General features: G+C 68.2%; 4 protein-coding genes and 1 pseudogene. 3 read left to right on the plus strand and 2 right to left on the minus strand.

The genetic code is table 11. From position 1 onward, the window contains the following. Positions 1 to 295: GntR family transcriptional regulator (locus VIR09_RS00480; RefSeq protein WP_332010651.1), on the minus strand; the 295-nt coding region annotated here is incomplete at its 3' end. Between the two features lie 108 nt (positions 296 to 403). On the opposite strand from VIR09_RS00480, the gene VIR09_RS00485 reads away from it, so the two are divergent. From VIR09_RS00485 to VIR09_RS00495, 3 genes are all read left to right on the plus strand, one after another. Next, positions 404 to 835: a GNAT family N-acetyltransferase gene (locus VIR09_RS00485; protein ID WP_332010653.1), complete on the plus strand. Its 432-nt coding sequence runs from the start codon at positions 404 to 406 to the stop codon at positions 833 to 835. Beyond that, entirely contained in the window at positions 832 to 1470 is a 639-nt protein-coding gene (locus tag VIR09_RS00490) for an FMN-dependent NADH-azoreductase (RefSeq protein WP_332010654.1), read from the plus strand. Before VIR09_RS00485 ends, VIR09_RS00490 begins: the two co-directional genes overlap by 4 nt. Positions 1471 to 1688: 218 nt before the next feature. Then, positions 1689 to 2120 (plus strand): hypothetical protein, encoded by a 432-nt coding sequence (locus VIR09_RS00495; protein ID WP_332010656.1) that lies wholly within the window; start codon positions 1689 to 1691, stop codon positions 2118 to 2120. A gap of 3 nt (positions 2121 to 2123) precedes the next feature. Here VIR09_RS00495 and VIR09_RS00500 read toward each other — a convergent pair. Continuing rightward, positions 2124 to 3317, minus strand: a pseudogene (locus VIR09_RS00500) (spermidine synthase); the annotation flags it as partial.

The following is a 3317-nucleotide window of genomic DNA, read 5'->3' on the forward strand; positions in this document are numbered from 1 at the left end:
GGACGGCGGCGGCAGGCGGCGGCGCATGTTGCGGCTGCAGATCGGGCGCCACCACCGTGCCGGCCTGGCCGCGCGCCTGGATATAGCCTTCCGAGGCCAGCAGCGAGTACGCCACTTCCACCGTGCCGCGCGCCACGCCCAGCTCCTTGGCCAGCGCCCGTGCCGACGGAATGCGATCGCCCGGCTTGAGCGTGCCCTGGGCGATGGCGCCGCGAAAGCGCTCGTAGACCTGGCGGTACAGGGGCTCGGCGTCGCCCGACAGTGCTGGTGGGTCCCGGGGCTGAGGGCTGATCATGGCATAGTCCAAAATTGATTTTATGGCCCTTCTAATTATGGCATGTGAAACCTAACATGGAAGCTCATGAACCCTGACACCGCTAGTGCATCCATGACAGAAGCCGCTATGCAACACCTCGAAAGCCCGCAGGATCTGCGGGCCTGCCTGCCGCTCATGCGCGAGCTCAGGCCCCACCTGAAGGAAGAAGCCGATTTCGTCGAGCGCATGAGCCGCATGCGCGCCGATGGCTACCGGCTGCTGGCCGCCATGGACCACGGCCAGGCCGTCGCTCTGGCCGGCTACCGCCTGCAGGAAAATCTGATCTACGGCCGCTTTCTGTACGTCGACGATCTGGTCGTGGCGGACAGCCGCCGCGGCGAACGCTGGGGCGCACGGCTGCTGCAAGCCCTGGACGCCGCCGCGCGCGACAGCGGCTGCGCCCGCCTGGTGCTCGACACGGGCCTGGGCAACGCCCTGGCCCAACGCTTCTATTTCCGCGCCGGTCTGCTGACCAGCGCGATCCGATTCAGCAAGTCCCTGGAAACTCCCGCCTCATGAACATCCTGCGCATCATCTGCAGCCCGCGCGGCCGCGCCTCCGAAAGCTATCGCCTGTCGCAAACCGTCGTCGATCAGCTCCTTGCCGCCGCACCGTCCGCGGCCGTGGTCGATATGGACGCGACCTCCCTGCCCCTGGTCGACACCGACTACGCAGCCACGCTCAGCGCGCGGCAGGATCCCACCGACGGCCGCCAGAACCGTGGCACGCTGGGCCGCTCATCCGATCTGATCCAGTCCTTGCAGGACGCCACGCATATCGTCATCGCGACGCCCATGCACAACTTCACCGTACCCGCGTCCCTCAAGACCTGGATCGACCACGTGGTGCGGGTGCGCAGCACTTTCCAGATCACGGCGCGCGGCAAGGAAGGCAGCCTGCAGGATCGCCCGGTGTACGTGGCGATTTCGTCCGGCGGCGACTTCGGCGGCGGCGCGGATAGCCAGCCGGACTTCCTCACGCCGTATCTCAGGCACGTACTAGGCACGATAGGCCTGAGGAACGTGACGTTCTTCTCGGTGCAAGGCACGGCGCGCGGCGCGGACGCGCTGCACGAGGCTCGCGCCCGGGCGCAGTCCGAAATCGCCGCGCACCCGTTCGCGGCAGGTCCGCATCCGGAACTTGCCGCCGCTTGAGCCCGCAAAGGCTGGTGCCGCCGCATCATGGCGCGCGCACCAAGCCGCCTCATGCTTAGGGATAGCGCCGATACCGGTCCGGCGTCGGTGAAAAGAAGTAGGCAATCGGGCTGCGTTGACACCCCCAAACAGCCGGCACTACGCTCTTTGCGAAACCCTCTAGCCTGAGCAGACTACGCCGTATTTCCTCATTCGGGCATGGGTGCAGGAGGCGTGCAATGACATTGACCAGACCTGGCATCTTGCTGGCCGCGGCCCTCGCGCTGTTTGCCCTGGCCGCGCCACGCGCGGACGCGGCCTGCGGCGACAAGAAGATACTGGCGATGGCCAACGACGGCCGCACGGTGAATGCGATCGCCAAGGCTTGCAACATGCCGTCCGCCAAGATCCGGGGCGTCATCGAGCGCGCCGACGCGGACAGCGAGGCGCCGGCGCCGCCGGCGGCCAAGGCGGAACGCACCGCCGAGGCCGATCTGGTCAAGAAACTGCCTTCCGGCGCGGGGTTGGCGCAGTGCGATTGCCAGGGCATGGTGCCCTATGGCGAGCGGGCGCCGGATCTGCGCTGCCAGAGCGGCATGTCGATGGCGACGCCCTGCGCGGGCTATTGTTCGCCCCATGGGGTCGCGCCCTGGCGGCGCATCTGCAGCTGAGCCCTATTGCCTGGCGCTCGACATGAACCAGCGGTAGTAGGCGTTGTCGCCGTCGTCGCGCGCCAGCTTGTTCATTTCCCTGCCCCAGGTTTCACGATCGCCCACGTAGGCCGCCAGCGAGGCCCGATAGAACGTGTCCAGCCGCGCCCGCTCCAGCTGCATGTCGGCGCGCAGCGCCTCGGATGCGCCGACCAGCGGCGGTTCGCTGCGCAAGGCCAGCAGCGCGGGCAGGACTCGCGCCACTTCGCGCGGGCGGACCCAGCTTGCGTATTCGATGCCCGGACGGTCGTCGGTCACGGCCTGCGTGCTGCCGGCAAAGCGCGCCAATCCATCGCGGTCGGTCACCCAAAGGGACAGCAAGGCGGCGGCGGACGGCACGCCCACCGCCTTCAAGGCGGCGGCGGTATCCGGCTGGTCGTAGCGCGCCTGGATGCGGGCCGCATCCAGCGCCAGCGGCTGCATCGACCCCAACAACAGCATTTCGTGCAGCTCGCTGGTCCACAGTTGGGCATGCGGAAAGACCTCGATGAAACTGGCGACCAGCGCGCGGGTGTCGTCCTCATTCTGTGTGGGCAGTGGCAGCCATTGCGCCACGATGCCCTGGGGCGCCAGCCGGTTCGCGGCAAGTTGGTAGAAATCGCGCGAATACAGATTGACCACGCCCGCGGCTGACGGCGGCGGCGGCTCCAGCGTGATCAGGTCCCAGCGTTCGGCGCTGGCCTGCAGTTCTCGGCGCCCATCGCGCAGGCGCTTGTCCAGGCCCGGGTCGGTGGCGGCCTGGAAGGTGCCCTGGAAATGCGGCGCGGCGCGCAGCACGGCCGGCAGCAACTCGGCCACCGCGCGTTTTTCAAGCCCGCGGTATTGCGACAAGGCGCCCGCGGTGATGCCGGTGCCATAGCCCACCACCAGCGCGGATTTAGGCTCGGCGTTGTGGACGATCAGCGGCAGCAGCGCCTGCAGCCGCATGTAGCGCAACGAAGGCATGGCATCGCCCGAATTCGACACGCCCTGGATGTAGAGCCGGTGGAAGCGGTTGCCATTGCCGGCGCGTTCGACCACGGCCACGGTGCCGCCGTGGCTTTCTTCATAGAACACCAGGCCCGCGCCGCTGGCGCCGGGCAGCAGCCGCGCGAACTGGTCCACCGGCAGCATGGCGACCACGGCCAGCGTGGCGAGGCCCGCGATGCCGGTCGCCCA

The organism is Achromobacter sp., assembly GCF_036567245.1.
Lineage (GTDB): Bacteria > Pseudomonadota > Gammaproteobacteria > Burkholderiales > Burkholderiaceae_B > Achromobacter.